This window comes from Streptomyces aureus (genome assembly GCF_000725495.1).
GTDB classification, from domain to species: domain Bacteria; phylum Actinomycetota; class Actinomycetes; order Streptomycetales; family Streptomycetaceae; genus Streptomyces; species Streptomyces aureus_B.
This window is the reverse complement of the sequence record NZ_KL647040.1, coordinates 22,625-38,520: the sequence shown is the minus strand read 5'-3', so window position 1 is coordinate 38,520 and position 15,896 is coordinate 22,625. Positions and strand designations below refer to the sequence as shown.

Below are 15,896 nucleotides of genomic sequence, written 5' to 3'. Positions count from 1 at the left end.
GACGGAGGAGGCAGAAGCTTCCGGCTCGTGCAGGTCGTGACGGCGGGACAGCGAAGTGCCCTGCCCATGCCGGGCGGGAGCGATCGCGGGCGGTCCCGATATCGTCGGGGGCATGACATCACCCCTTGCCACCAGTGCTTTCGACTCGCTCCTCCTCGACGCCGTGTCCGACGAGGAGGAGCTGCGCCGGGCCTACCCACTGCCCGGCGACGCGGCCGTGCGCAAGCAGATGACCGAACTCACCGATCAGACAAGGCGGTTGATCGGCTGTTCGTCCCTGGTTCTGGTCGCCAGCACGGACGCCGAGGGCAACTGTGACGTCTCGCCGCGCGGCGGCCCCGCCGGGTTCGTCGCCGTCCTGGACGCACGGACGGTGGCGATACCGGACGCGACGGGCAACAAGCGTCTGGACACCCTGCAGAACGTCATCGCCACCGGACGGGCCGGGCTGCTGTTCGTCGTCCCCGGACGCACTACGACGCTGAGGGTCAACGGCCGGGCCTGCGTGTCCACCCGCCCCGAACTGCTCTCCCAGCTGACCGCCGTGGGCAAGCCGCCGGCCAGCGCCCTGGTCGTGGGGATCGAGGAGGTCTACCCGCACTGCCCCAAGTCGCTCCTGCGGAGCGGGGCGTGGAAGCCCGACCAGTGGCTCCCGGCCGACGCCCAGCCGACCTCGGCCGAGGTGACCCTGGCCCAGCTCCGGATGCCGGACCTGACGATCGCCGACATCGAACAGGCGGAGTCGGACTCGCTCAAGTACCGGTACGAGTAAGGGGGTCGGCAGTTACGTTGCGGCGCGACGGGCCACAGGCACCGGCCGCATCCAGTCGCACGGCCTCTGTCGCACCGCCCCGTCTCCGTGCCCGGCATCAGCTACTCGCCATCACTCTCGCCCTCGCTCCGCAAGTGTGTCCGAAACCCGCGGATCAACCCTTTGCTCGCGAAGCAACCTGGACGAAAGAGTGATCATCTTGAGTGAAGCGAGTGATAGCGGCATGCCTCGCGGCGAACCCGTACGCATGCCCTCGCTGGATACCGGGACGTGGCCGTCCACCCCAGGCCGAGGAGATTGAGCATGAACGCGCAGGCAGCCGACGATCTGACCTTTCGGGTGCTGGGGACGGTGCGGGCCTTCCGCGGCGGGGTCGAACTCGCGGTCGGACCGCCCCAGCAGGCGGCCGTCCTCTCCGCCCTGCTCCTGCGCGTCGGGCACGCCGTGTCCTTCGACGATCTCACCGACGCCCTCTGGGAGAGCGCGCTGCCCAAGTCCGCGGCGACGACGATCCGTACGTACGTCTGGCGGTTGCGGCGGCTGCTGGAGAAGGACCCGTCGGCCCCGGTCCACCTGCTCTCGGCCGCGGACGGATACCGCCTCGCCGTCGACGGCAGCACCGTGGACGTCTGGCATGCGGAGGCGTTGGCGCAGCAGACCGCGCAGCTCCGGGCCCGGGGCCGTTTAGAGGAGGCCGAGGAGACGGCCGGCCGGGCCCTGGCCCTGTGGCAGGGCGAGTCGCTGGCCGGAGTCCCAGGCCCCCTGGCGGCACGCAGGCGCGACAGCCTGGAAGAACTCAAGGTGTCCCTCCGGGTGGAGCGTCTCGATCTGGCCGTCCGGCTGGGCCGCTTCCATTCGGCGTTGCCGGAGCTGTCCGAACTCACCGCCGAACACCCTTTGCGCGAGCGGCCGCACGCCCTGCTGATGCGGGGCCTGTACGCGACGGGACGCCAGTCGGAGGCGCTCGCGGTCCACGACCGGGTGCGGCGTCGCCTCGCCGAGGAACTCGGCGTCGATCCCGGACGGGAACTGTCCGAGGAGTACACCCGGATCCTCAACGGCGCGGCCGTGCCCGATGCTTCGCCGGAGACGGGGCAGCCGCCGGCGACCGGCGACCGGTCCGTCGGCCTCGCGTCCCTCCAGGACGACGAGCACGTCCGCGCGGAGGTCGGTCGGACCGCGACGGACGAAGCCGCCTCGCCCACCGGGCGCGACCGGGACGCGGACCCGAGTCGGCCCGAGGAAGAGGGGGCCGCGACAGACCGGTCGCGTCCGGTGTTCCTGCCTTCTCCCGCTCAACTCCCCGCCGATACGCCCGTATTCATCGGCCGAGAGGTGCTGGCCCAGCGCGTCCACGGTCTGCTCACCGCCGCCGGACAGCACGCGCTGACCACCGTCGCCGTGACCGGCATGAGTGGCGTCGGCAAGTCCACCTTCGCCCTGCACGCCGCCCACCGGGCCCGGCACCACTATCCGGACGGTCAGCTCTACGCCGATCTGGGCGGCAGCAGCGTCGCCTCGGCCGACCCCTTCGGTGTCCTGGCGAGCTTCCTCACCGCGTTGGGCGTGCCGGCCGACCAGCTGCCCGATGAACTCGAGGACCGGGGCGCGCTGTTCAGGTCGCTGCTCGACCGTCGCCGGGTGCTGGTCGTCCTGGACGACGCGCGGGACGCGGTGCAGCTGCGCCATCTCATGCCGGGCAGCGCCGGCTGCGCGGTGGTGGCCACCAGCCAGCCACGTCTGTCGGGTCTGGACGCCACCGTGCACATCGCGCTGGACGTCTTCACCCCGGAAGAGGCACTGGCGCTGCTGGAGGAAGTGGTCGGCCCCGCCCGTCTCTCGGCCGAACCCGAGGCCGCGCGATCCCTGGTCGCCGTGTGCGGTCAACTGCCCCTGGCCACACGGATCGTGGCGGCACGACTGGCCGCGCGTCCGGGGTGGACCATCGCCTCCCTGGTCGGCAAACTCGCCGATGAACGTGATCGCATCACCCATCTGCGCTTCGGTGACATCGCGGTCGACGCGGCCTTCGAGCTGGGATACCGGCAGCTTTCCGAGGCTCAGGCCCGCGCGTTCCGGCTGCTCGCCCCGGCCGCCGAGCCGGATGTCGCCCTACCCGCCGTGGCGGCGGTTCTCGGCCTCGATCAGGCGGGCGCCGAAGACGTCATGGAGTCGTTGGTCGACGCCTCGATGATGGAGTCACCCGCACCGGGCCGCTACCGCTACCACGACCTGCTGCGGGCGTTCGCCCGCAACCTTCCCGTGCCGCCGGGCGCGGAACCGGCCGGCGCGACGGTCCGGCGCCTGCTCGACTTCCTGCTGGCCGGCGCCTGCCGGGCGTTCCGCCGGGTCGTGCCCGGCGATCCGGTGACCGACTGCCTCGGTCCGGTCCGTGTCCAAGGCCTGGACTTCGCCGACGTGCCCGCGGCCCGCGCCTGGGTCGCCGAGGAGGCCGACGGCATGCTGTCGGTGCTGCGCCGGGCCGTGGACGACCCTGCCGCACTGCCGGTGGCGACGGATCTGCTGATCGCCCTCACCGCCTTCGGCCAGGAGGTGGCGCCGCCCAGCCTGACGACGGCGGCCGACGCCCTGGCCGTCGCCGCCGAGACCCACGGGGACCGGCGGGCGCTGGGAAGGGCCCGGTGGATCGGTGGCGCGCTCGCCCTGCGCGCCGGTGATCCGGCCCGCGCCGAACGGCTCGCACGCCAGGCGGTGAGCGTCTGCCGGGACACCGGGGACGAGGTCATCCTGCGGCAGGCGCTGAACGATCTCGGCGTGGCGGCCCAGCTGTTCGGCCGGTACGACGACGCGCTCGCCCACTTCGACGCCGCTCTGGTCCTCGCCGAGAAGCTCGGGCACCGCTCCGGAAAGGTGGCCACCATGCTCAACGTGGCACTCACGCTCATCCGCGACGGACGGCCCGACGCCGCGGTCCCGCCGTGCGAGGAGGCGCTCACGGATCTGCGGTCCCTGGGCGACGACCCGGCGATGACGGCGTACGCGCTCTACGTCCTGGGGCTGGCCCTGCACGGTCAGCGGGACTGGGACGCGGCGGCCGGACGCCTCCGGGAATGCCTGCACCTCTGCCGGACGGCGGGGATCCGGGACCGGGCCGCCCAGGCCGGCTACCGACTCGCGGAAACGCTCTCCCACATGGGCGACCTGAACGGCGCGGCCCTGCACGCGGAGGAGTCGCTCGCGCTCCTGGAAGAGAGCGGCGGGGACCGGGATCGGGCCACCGCCCGGCTCGTGCTCGGCCGCGTCCTGGCCGAGCGCGGGGAACGGGACCGGGCGCGGACCCTGCTCGAAGAGGCGCACCGGACGTTGACACGTCTCGGGCTGCCGGAGGCCCGTCAGGCCGCGGACGCCCTCGCAACCGTCGAGGCCGACTCGGCCTCGCGCACGGGCAGGACCTGACAGCGGCCGACCGGCCGCCCCGCCGTCGAGGCGGCCGAAACCGCCTCGGTCCGGCGCCGGGTCCGGGCGCGGACCGGCAGCACGGCCGACGGCGGGACGGTGGCACGGACAACCGGCTGCACGGTGGCACGGCAGCACGGCCGACCGGCGGCACGGCAGCACGGCAGCACGGCCAACCGACGGCACCCACGCTCACGGCAGCACCGGACGGAAGCCGAGGCGCGTCCGGTGCCGGCACTCCGGGCCCCGCGGCGACCACAACCGCCGCCCATCTCCTGCCCGGTACGTCCAGCGCACCCGCCGCCCACTCACTGCCCGGTCCGTCGACCGCACCCACCACCCATCCACTGCCCGGTCCGCCGACCGCACCCGCCCCCAGCCCCTTGCCGGGCGCGGCGCCCGCATCGGCCGCCCGCCCAAGTCCCCACCGCCAGGCGCGCCACCCACCGGACCTAGCCGACAGGCCCGCAGGTCAGGCAGCTCGCGCTGGTGCTGTTCCACGCGACGACCTGCGAGGCGGGCCGTGCCCCGCCGTCCGCGTCGGCCCGCTCCGCGACACCGGATGCCACGGCCACGAGGACGACGAGTCCGAGGGCGGCGACGGCACGCCGCCGGATCGACTGGGGGGTCTTGCCACGCTTCATCACGCGTATCTCACTTTCGTACGGCAGGGCCGCTTCGTACCTGGGTGCGGTGATCGTTGCACGGCCCTGTCTACAGCCCGTCAACGTCCGATCGGAGCCCTCCACAGAGCCGATGTCGACGGGCCGTTGACAGGCGCTGCCTAGCGTTCTCGGCGGTCGGGGTCATCCGGCACCGCACCACAGCCAAGAGATCGAAGGAGAGCGACATGACTCGCAACCACGCCACCGGCCTGCGTCCCCGCCTGGACAAGGTGAAGGTCAAGGCCGCCAAGGCCTGAGGCACCGCATGGTCCGCGGCTGCCGGGAAGCGCGTCTTCCCGGCAGCCGCCGGACCTCCCTCCCCCGGTTCATCCGCACATCGCGGCGGTCCTCGCCGCGTACGGCCCTGCGAGAGTGGCCCTTGACTGTCTACGACCTCACCGCCTGCCTCCCGGGGCCGGCGGGCACCACCGTCCCCGTGCTCGCCGTCGTCGACGAGCGGCTGAAGACCACCAGCGTCTGTCTCGCGCTCGCCCACGGCTCGCGCGACGATCCGCGGGGTCGCGGCGGTGTCGCCCACCTGCTGGAGCACCTGGTGATGTCCAGTCCGCTCGGCGGCGACGGACCCGCGCGCTCGTTCAGCGAGTCCGTGGAGCGGCGCGGCGGTCAGGCCAACGCGCAGACCGGCCTCGAGGTGATGCTGTACTACGCGCAGGTGCACGCCGACGACGCCGAGGACGTGACGGCGGCGCTGCTGCGCGCGGTCTTCCGGCCGGTGCTCGACGGTCACACCCTGGACCGCGAACGCGCCGTCGTCCTGCAGGAGCTGGCCGCCGCGGCGGCCGACCCCTCGGACGTCGTCCAGGACGCGGTCCTCGCCGGACTCTTCCCGGGACACCCGCTGGGCCGCCCGGTCGGCGGCGAACCCGGCGACCTGGCCGCGGTCACGGTGGAGGAACTGACCGCCGTCCACCGCGAGCGGTTCGTCCTGGCCCCCGGCGCGCTGGTCGTCGTGGGGCCGAGCGTGCCCAAGGTGCTGGCCGGATCCGCTGTCGACGCGGCCGGGCAGCCGGCCGACCACTCCGCGCCCCGGGTGCCGCTGGGTCCCGCGGGTCCCGACGACCCGCTGCCCGATCCGGGCGCGGCGGAATTCACCTGGCTCTGCTTCGGCGCGCGTTCACCGCAGGCGGACGCGGCGGGGCGGGCCGCCTACGGTGTCCTGGCCCACCTGCTGGGCTCCAGCCCTTCCTCCCTGCTGTACCGCACGCTGCGCGGTGAGCACGGGCTGTCCTACTCGTTCCACGCGTGGGACCGCGGCTACCGGGAGGCGGGCGCCTGGCGGCTGCTGGTCGGCACCGAGGCCGCCAACGCCGGTCAAGTCCGCACGGTGGTCGAGGAACTGCTGACCACGGTGGCCGAACACGGGCCCGCCGACGACGACTTCGACGCGGCCGTGCGCCAGGCGGAGATGAGCCTGGTCCTGGAGTCCGAGACACCGCTGGAGTACGCCAAACTCATCGCCGAGCGCACCTGCGCCCAGGGACGGACCTGGTCCCTCGACAGCGAGATCGTCGGACTGCGGCAGGTGCGCGTCGACGACGTGCGGCGGGCCGCCGCCCACGTCCGCCGGGAACTGCGGATGACGGTCCGCTCGGTGGCCGTCTGATGTACGCCGCCGAAAGCTATCTGAAGTCTGCCGGGGACGCGGACCTGGTGCGCCTCGTGTCCGGGCTGCCGTGTGTGGCCGGCGTCTCCACCGATCCGCTGTCGGGCGAACGCCGTCTGCTGGTCGAATACGCCGACCCGGCGATGCTGGCAGACCCCGAGGCCGCGGCAACCCTGTGGCGGACGCTGCTCGCCGACCATGAGGGGGTGTCCGCCCTCGTCGTACGCGCCGGTGCCGACGTCCTGCTGCTGGCTCCCTGGCACCGCCACCTCACCTACGTACGGCTGGTCGACGACGCCGAGGCGGCCGGCGCCGAGGACGGTCCCCGCGTCACCACCGCACGGGACGAGCACCGGCCGCTGCTGCACGACTGGCTCGTCCGCGCCATCGTGCACGCCGCGCGGGAACAGAACCGGCCCGCCGACCCCGCCGCCACGGCCGCCGAGGCCGACGCCCTGCTCGACACGCCCTCCCGGCGTTCCCTGCTCGTCTGGGAAGGGGACGCCCCGGTCGGCCACGCGACCGTCATCGGTGAAACCCGGGACGAGATCACCGACGAGGCCCACATGGAGCTCGTGGACGTGCTCGTCGAACCCGGCGCCGACGGACCGGCCGGCCGCAGGGCACTGGTCGCCGCCGTGGCCGACCTCGCGCGCACGGCACGGCTGCCGTTGACCGGGCACGTCGTGCACGGCCTCGACGGCGGGGGCGACCGGGTCACCGCAGCCCTGTGCGCCCGGGGCTGGCAGGTGCACCACCGCTACTGGACGACGGACGCCCAGGAACTCGCCACGACACTGAAGGAGGCCCGACGGGCATGACCACCGCACCACTCGACCTGGAGCTGCTGCACCGGCTGCTGGACGTCCCCGGGCACGAGGGGGCGTACCGGCTGGTGCGCCACGCCCAGCAGACCTCGGGAACACTCGCCCAGCTCGTCGTCTCGCTGGCCGTCGCCGAAGGCACCGAGCCCGGCAGCGGCAGCCGGGACCTGCTGGAACGGGCCTCCTCCCGCGCCGCCCGTTACGCCGAGCTGCGTGCGGCGCTCGCGGACGTCCCGGGCGTCGCCACCGTCAAGGGCCCCTCCCTCGCCGCCCACTATCCGCCGGGCATCCGGCGGCCCGTGGGCGATCTGGACCTCGTGGCCGACGACGAGGCCGACCTGTGGCGCGCCGTGCGCACCCTGTGCTCGCTGGGCGGCGAGCCCGCGGAACTGTCGCTGTTCGTCGCCGACGGACGTCTGCACGTCATGCTCGCCGTCCTGTGGCCCTCCCCCGACCCTCTGATGGAGGAGGAGATCCGGGTGGAGCTGTGCACGGCCGCGTTCTGCGGCGACTTCGACTCCGTCCCCGTACGCCCGAAGCTGCCGGAGGACCATGTCCTGGCCGACCTGCTGTCGGTGGCCGAGGAGCGGTTCCAGCGCGCGTTCCACACCAAGGACGCCGTCGACCTGCTGGTGCTCCTCGACAGCGGGGCTCTGGAGCCGAAGGTGGTCGCCGACGCCGCCGACACCTACCTCCTCGCGCCCGAACTCGTGGAGCTGCTGGACCTGTTGACTCCGGCCGTCGACCATCCGGGGGCCGAGCCGCTGCGGCGCCGCCTGTCCGCTCCGGCGGCCGCCGAGCGTGATCGCCGGGCCGCCGCGTCCTCGTCTCTGCCGGAGCCGGACGCCTCGGTCACCGGGCGGCTGGAGTCCGGACGGCCGGTCTGGGGGATGCCGCTGACCCGGGACGGCCGGGCCGGGGAACGGTGCGCGATCGAGCGACGGGACGGGATGACGCTGGCCCGCACGCCGGTCGGCGTCTTCCTGCTGGTGGCCGGCGAACTGGTGGACCCCGAACTGCACGCCGCCGCCCTCGCGGCCGTCACGGACGAGGAGGCCGCACCATGACCACCTCGGACGTCCTGGCGATCGAAGTCCGCTCCCTCACAAGGGAGTTCGGCTCCCGTCGCCGACCCGAAAACATCGTCACCGCACTGGGCGGCATCGACCTGACCGTCCGCCCCGGCGAGGTGCACGGCCTCCTCGGACCCAACGGCGCCGGCAAGACGACCCTGTGCAAGATCCTCACCACCGTGCTGCTGCCCACGTCGGGCACGGCCCGGGTGTGCGGGCACGACGTGGCCGCCGCGCCACGGGCGGTGAAGCCGCTGATCGGTATCGTCTTCGGCGGCGACCGGGGGCTGTACGGGCGGATCACACCCCGCCAGAACCTCGCCCTGTGGGGTGCCCTCTACGGCCTGCACGGGCGTGAACTGCGCCTGCGCACCGATGCGTTGCTCGACCGTGTCGGTCTGGGCGAGCGGGCCGACGACCGGGTCGACGGCTTCTCCCGGGGCATGAAGCAGCGGCTGCACCTGGCCCGCGGGCTCGTCAGCGATCCCCGGGTCCTCATCCTCGACGAGCCGACCGCCGGCATGGACCCCCTGGCCGCCTACGACTTCCGGTCGCTGGTGGGGGAACTGCGCGCGGAGGGCCGCACGGTGCTCATCACCACGCACGACATGGCCGAGGCCGAAGCCGTGTGCGACCAGGTCACCCTGATCGACCGGGGCCGGATCCTGGCGACCGACCGGCCCGAGGTGCTGGCCCGCCGGATGTCGGCCTACGAGCGGGTGACGGCCGCCGCCGTGCCCGCCGACGTCGTCGAGGACCTGCGCGCCCTGCCCGGCGTCACCTCGCTCGACCGGACGTCCGACGGCGGGATCAGCGTCGAGATCTCCGCCGCCGACACCACGGGCGAGGTCCTGCGCCGCCTGGTCGCGGCCGGCGTCACCTCCCTGGCCACGGTCCGCCCCGGGCTGGCCGAGGTCTACCGGCACCTGGTCCAGGACCGCGGAATGCGGGTGACCAGATGAGCCCGACCCTGTTCTGGCAGGTCTTCCGCCTCCAGGTCGTGATGACCCTGCGCACCCCCGACACCCTCCACGTGTTCGTGACCGCGCCGCTGTACACCACGCTCTTCCTCGCCATCACCGAACACGCCGACCGGCGCGACCTGGCCGGCTTCGCCGTGCTGGCACCGGTGCTGATGTCGCTGTGGTCGATGGCGCTGATGGCGGGCGGCGAGCTGATCGGCCACGAGCGCGAGCGGGGCACGCTGGAGGCCGTGGTGGCCACACCCGCGCGCTACTCGTCGGTGATCGCCGCCCGGATCGCTGCGGTGACCCTGCTGAGCACGCTCAGCCTCGCGGAGGCCTGGCTCGTCGCCTGGGCCGGCTTCGGGATTCTGGTGACCATCGCCCACCCGGCGCTGTTCCTCCTCGGACTGCTGCTCACCGCCGCCGCGATGGCGGGCACCGCCGCCTGCGTCTCGGCCCTGTTCGTCCTGGCGCCCTCGGCCCGCATCCTCCAGAACACGCTGAGCTTCCCCTTCTTCCTGCTCGGCGGGGTCCTCGTGCCCGTGGACTACCTGCCGCACTGGCTCCAGCCCGCGAGCAAGGCGGTGTTCCTGTCCTGGAGCGCGCGGGTGCTGCGGGCCGCCGTGAGCCCGGGCCCGTCCCACGGCACGACCGGCGCCCTGCTGGCCGTCGTCCTGCTCGGGCTCGCGGGCTTCGCCGCCGGGACGCTGCTGATCGACCGAATTCTGCGCAGGGTCCGGGTCACCGGCACCCTGGCCCGGATGTGAGGCCCGATGGACATCACCGCTTCCCGCGTCGTCGACGTGACCCGGGTGGTCCGCGCGGCCGCCGCCAACGCCCTGGCCGACTTCCGGGCGACCTACACCTGGTACAGCTGGACGTTCGGCTGGCTGGGCCGGATGCTGTGCCAGGTCACCTTCTTCGCGCTGATCGGCTCCTTCCTGCACTCGGCCGAGCAGACCCGCTATCTCGTGCTGGGCAACTCGGTGGCGACGTGCGTCATCGAGGCCATGACCGTGGTGGTGTCCACCAGTTGGGAACGCGCCCACGGAACCCTGGCCCTGCTGGCGGCCGCCCCCAGCGAGATGGGCTGGGTCTTCGTCGGCCGCAGTCTGCAGTGGCCGGTCAGCGGCTGCGGCACCTCGCTCGTCGCACTGCTGGTGCTGGATCCGCTGTTCGGCGTGCACTTCGCCGCGGCCCAAGTCCCGGTCCTGGTGCTGCTGGTGGTGCTGACCGCGTTCGGCACCTACGGCTTCGGACTCTTCCTCGGCGCCTTCGTGCTCGCCGCGCCGGCTGTGCGCAACATCGTCTACAACGCCGCCTTCCTCGTCACCATGGCGATCAGCGGCGTACAAGTACCGACCGGCTACTGGCCGTTCGGTGTGCGCCTGGTCGCGGAAGCACTTCCGGCGACCCACGGCCTGGCCGCGGTGCGCGCCCTCGCCGACGGCGCTTCACCGGCCGCCATCACCCGCCCGGCGCTGTACGCGGCCGTAACGGGCGTGCTGTGGCTGACGGCCGCACTGACCGCCTTCCGCCTGTCGGCACAGCGGGCCAGACGGCACGACGGATACGAGTTCGCCGTATGAGCGGCACCCCGTTCGAAGAGAAAGGGCACCCCATGACGTCCCACCAGGAAGGCCCCGGGGAGCTGAGCGTCCTCGTCGTCAAGCCGGACGGCTACCGGTCTCCCCCGGCACGCGCCTACGTCGAGGTGCTCCTCGCGGCCTCGCGGCTGAGCGTCGAGCTGCGCTACGAGGTCTGTCTGGAGGACGAGGACGTCATGGACACCTGGCCCAAGTTCGCCGGGCCGAAGTATCCGATCACCGCCGAGCTGCTGCGGCTGTACCTGACCAGCGGGCCGTGCGAGGTGATCGTGGTGCGCGGGCCCGACGTCGTGGGGCGCTGCGTGGAGGTGCGGAGCAAGGTGCGGGCACGGTTCGGGACGTCGGCGTTCGCCAACTGCGTGCACACGCCGACCGAGCCGCACGAGATCGCCCCCAACGTGGAGAAATACCTGGTCAGTCTGCCCACGGGGCGGCCGTTTCAGCGGCACCGCGACGAGGGCACCACCGAGGGCATCACCGGCCGGCTGGCCGCCGTGCCCCGGCCGGAACTGCTGGGTGAGGCACGGGACTTCTGGCGGACCGCGCAGGACGAGGGCTGGCGGGCCGCGTGGCGCCCGCGCCCGACCGGCGGGGCGTTCGAGGCCTGTCTGCTGCCCGGGGATCCGCACTCGGTGGACCACGGCATGTCGCTGATCGCGGACGCGCTGCCCGGGACCACTCCGCGGGAGGTGATCTCCGCGTACGTGGAGGCCGAGGTGGAGGGCCGGTCCTGTCTGCTGACCGGTACCGAGACGCAGGCCCGGGACCTGGCCGGCCGGCTGTCGGCGCAGGGTCTGTACACCGAGGTCCGGCCCCGGGCCGTCGCGTGAGCGGCCGTCCCGTGCTGCCCGACGGTCCCGCCGTCGCGGCCTCCCCCACAGCCCCGGGCCGTCGCTCGAGCGGCCGCCCCCTGCTGCCCGACGCTTCCGCCGTCACGGCCTCCCCCGCAGGCCCGCCACCGCCGGACGCTCCCGCCTTCACGGCCGCCCTCGCGACCCCGCCACCGCCGTCCGCTTCCCCGCCGCAGAACGCCCTGAGCCTGGAGAGTCCTCGTATGCCGCTGCCCCCTCATCTCGTGGCTCCGGGCCTGGTGCCCGAGCAGGAGGCCACCAACGCCAGCGCCGTCTACTATCCGGTCTCCGACACCCGGATGGTGGCCGGTGAGGGCATCTACCTGTACGACTCGGACGGTCGCGGGTACATCGACTGCGCGTCCGCGACGTTCAACCTCAGCCTCGGCTACCGCCATCCCGCCGTGGTCCAGGCGATCAAGGACCAGGCCGACCAGCTCATCCATGTGACGTCGGGCTTCCAGACCGAACCGATCAACGCCCTGGCCCACCGTCTGGTGCGGCTGGCGCCCAAGAGCATCAGCAAGGCCCATCTGAAGGTCGACGGCGGCTCGGCCGCGAACGAGGGCGCCGTGAAGATGGCGCAGCGGACCACCGGCCGCCGGGACGTGATCACCCTCTTCCGTAGTCACGTCGGGCAGACGGTGATGATGGCCAGTCTGTCCGGCAACGCCTTCCGCAAGCAGCCGCTGGCGCAGCTCTACCACGGTGGCCTCCAGGTGCCGGACCCGTACTGCATGCGGTGCTTCTACGGCCAGGACCCGCGTTCGTGCGGGCTGATGTGCGTCGACCGCATCAACGACTTCCTGGAGTACGCCAGCAGCGGCAGCGTGGCGGCGGTGCTCGTGGAGCCGATCTCGGGCAACGGCGGGAACATCGTGCCGCCGGACGGGTACTTCGCCGCGTTGCGCGAGCTGTGCGACACCCACGGCATGAAGCTGATCTTCGACGAGGTGCAGACGGGCATAGGCCGCACGGGACGGATGTTCGCCGCGGAGCACTTCAGTGTGGACCCGGACGCGATCACGCTCGCCAAGGGGCTCGGCGGCTCCGGTGCCCAGGTGGCCGCCATCCTGACCAGCGACGAGCTGGCCGGCCTGCCGACCAACGACCACTCCTTCACCTACGGCGCCAATCTGCTGGCCGCCGCGGCGGCGCTCGCGACGCTGGACGTCATCGACGACGCCGACTTCCTGGCCAACGTCCGCACCACGGGGGCGCACATCCTGGACCGCCTGGGCGCCCTGCGCGCTGCCCACCCGCAGATCGCGGACGTGCGCGGGGTGGGTCTGATGATCGGGATCGAGATCGTCGACGAGGAGGGCCGTCCGAGCGCCGCGCTCACCAACCGGCTGGCCGAACGCGCCCTGGACCACGGGCTGGTGATCCGGACATCCCGTTACGGACACGGCAACGTGCTCAAGATCCGGCCCCCGCTCGTCCTGACGCTCGAGGAGGCCGACGTGATCTGCGACCGGTTCACCGAACTGCTGCTGTCGGAGGGGATCTGATGGATTCCCGCTCGGCGCAGCCCGTCGCGCCGCGGCCGGCCGTGGACAGCGACATCGCCTTCATCGGGGGCGGCTTCCGCACCACCACGTTCCTGTCCTCGGCTCCGGCGCTGCTCGGTCACCGCGTCCGCGTGTACGAGCGGGGCGCCGGCGTGGGCCCGGGCGGCTTCGCCCGTTACGGCATCACGACCACGTCGATCGGCTCCCGCTTCCTCAAGCACCTGGATCTGAGCGGCCCGTTCGCACCCCTGGCCCGGTCCTCCGCGGTGATGGACGTGGCCCGTGCCGAGCAGCCGGTGGCCATGTCCCGGCTGGCCGACGCCCTCACCGTGCTCGGTGAGACGCTTCGCACGGCGCTGGGGGCGGACGGCACACGGCTGGACAGCACGGTCGTGGCGGTCCACGCCGACCGCGAGCGCGACCTGGTAGACGTCCGCCTCGCCGACGGCAGCACCGAGACCTGCCGGCACGCGGTGCTCGCCACCGGCCGCGCGGAGCGTCCGCATCCCGAACTGGCCTCCTGGCGGGCCAAGGTCGTGCTGTCGGGGACCGTGATCGGCACGGCCCACCGGTCCCAGGTCAAGGACCGGCTGCTCGCGGCGGGCGGACGTCCGGTCGTCGTCGCGGGTGCCTCGCACAGCGCGATGTCCGCGCTGCAGATCCTGCTCGAATTGCTGGCCGAGCTGCGTGCCGAACACCCGGGTGTGCCGCTGCCCCTCGTGCAGGTCGTCCGCCGCGGCCCGGGCCGGCTCGTGCACGACAGCGCCGACCTCGCCCGCCGGGACCAAGTACCGGGCAGGGAGCGGCCGTTCGACGCCGTGCGCGACGTCTGTCCCGCGACCGGGATCGTCTACCGCGACTCGGGGCTGCGCCATCAGTCGCGCGCGCTGTACTGCGCGCTGTGGGCGGGTGAACTGCCCGGCGCGCACCTCGTGGACGCGCCGGTTCTCGCGGACGCGTCCGACCGGTTCGACGAGGCCGCGTTCGTCGTCCAGGCGCTCGGCTATCACGGTCAGGCCCCGGACCTCTACCTCGACGGTGTGCTGGCGCGCCCCGGCGACTCGCCCGACCGGCTCCTCGCGGACGACGACGGCGCGCTGCTGGTCTCGGGGACCGCGCATCCGCTCCTGTCCGTCCTCCGGGTGGAGCCCACTCCGCTCGACCGCCGCGACAACACCGCCTACGCGAGCGACCTCTACCGGCGGCTGGCGGTCCGCCTGAGCCGTTCGGCCGCGCCCGTCACGGAGGTGGGCGCATGAGCGACGAGCCCGTCCTCGACGCACTGGCCGCGCTGCTGATCGAGCGACGCGCCACCGTCGCGCGCCCGTACGTGGCCGGCATCACCGGAGTCGACACCGCGGGCAAGTCCCGCATGGCCGAACGGCTGCGTGCCGCGCTGGACGAGCGCGGCACGCCCGTCGCCGTGGTCCATGTGGACGACTTCCACCGGCCCCGTGCGGAACGGTACGACCCCACGCTGCCGGCACCCCGCCAGTACTACGAACGCAGCATCGACTTCGCCCGCCTGGCCGCCGACGTCCTGGTGCCCCTGCGGACGGAGGGCAGGCTGCACCGCTCCGTCGCCGCACTCGACCTTCCCTCCGACGAGTGGCGGACGATCCGCCACGACATCGGGCCCGACACCGTGGTGATCCTGGAGGGCGTCTTCCTCTACCGCGAGGAGACCCGGCACCTCGTCGACCTGTTCGTCCATCTGGACATCGACGAGGACACGGTGCTGGACCGGGCCAGACGGCGCGACCTGCCCGCCCAGGGCGCGGAGGTCATGCTCAAGTACGCCGACAAGTACCTGCCCGCCCAGCGCGCCTACCTGGCACAGCATCCGCCGGGGGCCATGGCCGACGTCGTGATCGACAACGCCCGCTGGGACGAACCCGCCGTCCGGGCCTGGCCCGGGGGGCCCCGGGCCGTGCTGTTCGATCTGTGGAAGACGCTGGTCCCGCTTCCCGAGGAACTCAAGGCGCGCACCTTCGGGGCCACCGCCGAGGCGCTCGGACAGCGCCCGGGGGACCTCGCCGACGCCTGGAAGCGCACCCGGGAGGTGCGCGAGACCCGCCCCTTCCCGGACTACCTGGACTGGCTGCGCGACCAGGTGGGGGGCACCTGGTCCCCGGTCCGGGCGCGGGAGGCAGCGGCGACCCGGCGACGGCTGCACGGTGAGGCCTTCGCCACTCCGCTGCCCGGCGCCGTCGAGGCGGTGGCCCTGGCGAGACGGCTCGGGCTGCGGACGGCCCTGGTCTCCAACTGCACGTCCGACGTACGGGAGATGGTGGCCGCCTCCGCCTTCGCGGGGCGCTTCGACGAGCTGCTGCTCTCGGCAGAGACCGGTGTCATGAAGCCCGACCCGGAGCTGTTCCGCATCGCGTCGGACCGGCTCGGTGTGCCGCCGGGCGCCTGTCTCTTCGTCGGTGACGGGACCGACGGCGAACTGGCCGGCGCCGTCGCGGCGGGGATGAACGCCGTCCTGGTGGAGTGCGGCGAGCCGCGCTCGTGGACCGGTCCCCGGATCGCCTCCCTGCCCGAACTGACCGACCACGTCGTCTCCGTCCTCGCCAAGGGGTGACCC

Annotated in this window: 13 protein-coding genes; 12 read left to right on the top strand and 1 reads right to left on the bottom strand. The window is 73.0% G+C overall.

Going from position 1 to position 15,896, the window contains the following annotated elements:
* Nucleotides 1-112: 112 nt before the first annotated feature.
* Together IO36_RS38785 and IO36_RS38780 are read left to right on the top strand one after the other, a co-directional pair.
* A complete protein-coding gene (locus tag IO36_RS38785) occupies nucleotides 113-772 on the top strand; it encodes an MSMEG_1061 family FMN-dependent PPOX-type flavoprotein (protein WP_037627629.1) in 660 nt (219 codons plus the stop codon).
* Nucleotides 773-1,075: 303 nt separating this feature from the next.
* The gene (locus tag IO36_RS38780) at nucleotides 1,076-4,189 is read left to right on the top strand and encodes an AfsR/SARP family transcriptional regulator (RefSeq protein WP_037627627.1); all 3,114 of its coding nucleotides are present in this window, start codon (nucleotides 1,076-1,078) and stop codon (nucleotides 4,187-4,189) included.
* A gap of 452 nt (nucleotides 4,190-4,641) precedes the next feature.
* Here IO36_RS38780 and IO36_RS38775 read toward each other — a convergent pair whose 3' ends face one another.
* Nucleotides 4,642-4,833 (bottom strand): hypothetical protein, encoded by a 192-nt coding sequence (locus IO36_RS38775; RefSeq protein ID WP_037627626.1) that lies wholly within the window; start codon nucleotides 4,831-4,833, stop codon nucleotides 4,642-4,644.
* A gap of 400 nt (nucleotides 4,834-5,233) precedes the next feature.
* On the opposite strand from IO36_RS38775, the gene IO36_RS38770 reads away from it, so the two are divergent.
* From IO36_RS38770 to IO36_RS38725, 10 genes are all read left to right on the top strand, one after another.
* The gene (locus tag IO36_RS38770) at nucleotides 5,234-6,478 is read left to right on the top strand and encodes a M16 family metallopeptidase (protein ID WP_037627622.1); all 1,245 of its coding nucleotides are present in this window, start codon (nucleotides 5,234-5,236) and stop codon (nucleotides 6,476-6,478) included.
* Nucleotides 6,478-7,299: a hypothetical protein gene (locus IO36_RS38765; RefSeq protein ID WP_037627620.1), complete on the top strand. Its 822-nt coding sequence runs from the start codon at nucleotides 6,478-6,480 to the stop codon at nucleotides 7,297-7,299. The genes IO36_RS38770 and IO36_RS38765 overlap by 1 nt, the downstream gene beginning before the upstream one ends.
* A complete protein-coding gene (locus IO36_RS43570) occupies nucleotides 7,296-8,369 on the top strand; it encodes a nucleotidyltransferase family protein (RefSeq protein ID WP_051901281.1) in 1,074 nt (357 codons plus the stop codon). Before IO36_RS38765 ends, IO36_RS43570 begins: the two co-directional genes overlap by 4 nt.
* Nucleotides 8,366-9,337: an ABC transporter ATP-binding protein gene (locus IO36_RS38755; protein WP_037627618.1), complete on the top strand. Its 972-nt coding sequence runs from the start codon at nucleotides 8,366-8,368 to the stop codon at nucleotides 9,335-9,337. Before IO36_RS43570 ends, IO36_RS38755 begins: the two co-directional genes overlap by 4 nt.
* Nucleotides 9,334-10,107, top strand: coding sequence for an ABC transporter permease (locus tag IO36_RS38750; RefSeq protein ID WP_051901280.1), 774 nt, complete (start codon nucleotides 9,334-9,336; stop codon nucleotides 10,105-10,107). Before IO36_RS38755 ends, IO36_RS38750 begins: the two co-directional genes overlap by 4 nt.
* Before the next feature lie 6 nt (nucleotides 10,108-10,113).
* Nucleotides 10,114-10,929, top strand: coding sequence for an ABC transporter permease (locus IO36_RS38745; RefSeq protein ID WP_051901279.1), 816 nt, complete (start codon nucleotides 10,114-10,116; stop codon nucleotides 10,927-10,929).
* Between the two features lie 32 nt (nucleotides 10,930-10,961).
* Nucleotides 10,962-11,777 carry a nucleoside-diphosphate kinase gene (locus IO36_RS38740; protein WP_158997739.1) on the top strand — a complete coding sequence of 272 codons (816 nt, stop codon included), beginning with the start codon at nucleotides 10,962-10,964 and terminating at the stop codon, nucleotides 11,775-11,777.
* A gap of 224 nt (nucleotides 11,778-12,001) precedes the next feature.
* Complete coding sequence (locus IO36_RS38735; protein ID WP_051901278.1) at nucleotides 12,002-13,309, top strand: aspartate aminotransferase family protein; 1,308 nt, start codon at nucleotides 12,002-12,004, stop codon at nucleotides 13,307-13,309.
* On the top strand, nucleotides 13,309-14,568 hold the full coding sequence (locus IO36_RS38730) for an FAD-dependent monooxygenase family protein (protein WP_037627613.1): 1,260 nt from the start codon (nucleotides 13,309-13,311) through the stop codon (nucleotides 14,566-14,568). Before IO36_RS38735 ends, IO36_RS38730 begins: the two co-directional genes overlap by 1 nt.
* Entirely contained in the window at nucleotides 14,565-15,893 is a 1,329-nt protein-coding gene (locus tag IO36_RS38725) for an HAD-IA family hydrolase (protein ID WP_037627611.1), read from the top strand. The genes IO36_RS38730 and IO36_RS38725 overlap by 4 nt, the downstream gene beginning before the upstream one ends.
* Nucleotides 15,894-15,896: the final 3 nt, after the last annotated feature.

What these genes read in the sequence shown, in the direction of transcription:
- IO36_RS38785 (WP_037627629.1), top strand. Translation starts at nt 113, where the DNA reads ATGACATCACCCCTTGCCACCAGTGCTTTCGACTCGCTCCTCCTCGAC.
- IO36_RS38780 (WP_037627627.1), top strand. Translation starts at nt 1,076, where the DNA reads ATGAACGCGCAGGCAGCCGACGATCTGACCTTTCGGGTGCTGGGGACG.
- IO36_RS38775 (WP_037627626.1), bottom strand. Translation starts at nt 4,833, where the DNA reads ATGAAGCGTGGCAAGACCCCCCAGTCGATCCGGCGGCGTGCCGTCGCC.
- IO36_RS38765 (WP_037627620.1), top strand. Translation starts at nt 6,478, where the DNA reads ATGTACGCCGCCGAAAGCTATCTGAAGTCTGCCGGGGACGCGGACCTG.
- IO36_RS43570 (WP_051901281.1), top strand. Translation starts at nt 7,296, where the DNA reads ATGACCACCGCACCACTCGACCTGGAGCTGCTGCACCGGCTGCTGGAC.
- IO36_RS38755 (WP_037627618.1), top strand. Translation starts at nt 8,366, where the DNA reads ATGACCACCTCGGACGTCCTGGCGATCGAAGTCCGCTCCCTCACAAGG.
- IO36_RS38750 (WP_051901280.1), top strand. Translation starts at nt 9,334, where the DNA reads ATGAGCCCGACCCTGTTCTGGCAGGTCTTCCGCCTCCAGGTCGTGATG.
- IO36_RS38745 (WP_051901279.1), top strand. Translation starts at nt 10,114, where the DNA reads ATGGACATCACCGCTTCCCGCGTCGTCGACGTGACCCGGGTGGTCCGC.
- IO36_RS38740 (WP_158997739.1), top strand. Translation starts at nt 10,962, where the DNA reads ATGACGTCCCACCAGGAAGGCCCCGGGGAGCTGAGCGTCCTCGTCGTC.
- IO36_RS38735 (WP_051901278.1), top strand. Translation starts at nt 12,002, where the DNA reads ATGCCGCTGCCCCCTCATCTCGTGGCTCCGGGCCTGGTGCCCGAGCAG.
- IO36_RS38730 (WP_037627613.1), top strand. Translation starts at nt 13,309, where the DNA reads ATGGATTCCCGCTCGGCGCAGCCCGTCGCGCCGCGGCCGGCCGTGGAC.
- IO36_RS38725 (WP_037627611.1), top strand. Translation starts at nt 14,565, where the DNA reads ATGAGCGACGAGCCCGTCCTCGACGCACTGGCCGCGCTGCTGATCGAG.